The organism is Silicimonas lutimaris (genome assembly GCF_047314965.1).
In the GTDB taxonomy this organism is placed as follows: Bacteria; Pseudomonadota; Alphaproteobacteria; order Rhodobacterales; family Rhodobacteraceae; genus JAVJUV01.
In genome coordinates, this window is record NZ_JBLBVK010000006.1 from 1 (window position 1) to 1,151 (window position 1,151).

Here is a 1,151-nt window from a genome sequence, read left to right on the forward strand (position 1 = left end):
GAACAGGACTGGTCTCCGGCCTTCACCGTGGGCCTGGCGTCCTACAGGTTCCGCGAGGTCGCGATCGCGCGGCCTCGCTTCGCGCCCCAGCTGGTCTGGGACGCGGCATCCGGCGTCGCTACTGGGGGAAGTGTGTAAGGCAAGTGGCCAATGGCTTCATGCTGGCATTCGCCGGCGCCCACCATGAAGCCGATGTGTGGAACTCGGACTGGCCATCCGGCAAAAGTGAGGAATAGCGCTATGACCTTGTTGGTTAACAAGCTCAAGACTTACAAAGACGATCAGAATGGCAATGCCACGATCGAGTTCGTTGTTCTGTTTCCGGCCTTTGTCTTCCTTTTCCTGACCGGCTTCGAAGCCGGTTATTACATGGTACGCTCGATGGCTCTGGAACGAGCGGTGGACGTGGCAATCCGCGACGTCCGCTTGGGCAATTCATCGGGACAGGTCCCGGGATATGCTGCTTTGAAGAGGCGTATCTGCGAAGAAGTCAGCGTCATCCCTGATTGCATGCAGTCGGTTCAGGTCGAACTGCAGCCCGTACCCAATTCTCCTGGCGCCGTGGCATCAGTTGCCGGTGACACAATACGCTGTGTAGACAGGAATGCTCCGCCGAACACGAACCAGCAAGGGGCTTATGACGCCGGGTCCGCGAACCAGATGATGCTGGTCCGCGTCTGCGCATTGTCTGAACCTCTGTTCCCGACAACCGGTATAGGCGTCGGCATGAGGGTGGACGGCCAGGGCAACTATGCCATCGTGACGACGACCGCATTCGTGAACGAGCCCGGCGCACGTGTCATCGGCAGCGGCAGCAGCGGGGGCATCGGCGCCGGAAGCGGGAGCAGTACGGCTTCCGAAAGCGCGATCTAGGGAGACGCTTTATGACTCTTCGTCTAACCAAATGGTTCCGCCGCTCTGAAGACGGCAGCCTCTCGATCGAGACGGTCTTTGCCCTTCCGATGCTGGTCTGGGCCATCACCGCGACCTTCGTCTTCTGGGACGCGTTCAAGACGCTGAACGTCAGCCAGAAGGCCACCTACACGGTCGCCGACATGCTGTCGCGCGAGACCCAGGCGATCAATGCCGACTATCTGACCGGCATGCACGAGCTGTTCGACTACCTGTCTTCCTCGCCCGGCGACAACGCG

General features: G+C 60.2%; 2 protein-coding genes. Both read left to right on the forward strand.

What is annotated here, in order from left to right:
- The first annotated feature begins 240 nt into the window (after window positions 1–240).
- Window positions 241–873 (forward strand): TadE/TadG family type IV pilus assembly protein, encoded by a 633-nt coding sequence (locus ACKLNI_RS00050; RefSeq protein ID WP_413716949.1) that lies wholly within the window; start codon window positions 241–243, stop codon window positions 871–873.
- A gap of 11 nt (window positions 874–884) precedes the next feature.
- Window positions 885–1,151: TadE/TadG family type IV pilus assembly protein (locus tag ACKLNI_RS00055; RefSeq protein ID WP_413716950.1), on the forward strand; the 267-nt coding region annotated here is incomplete at its 3' end.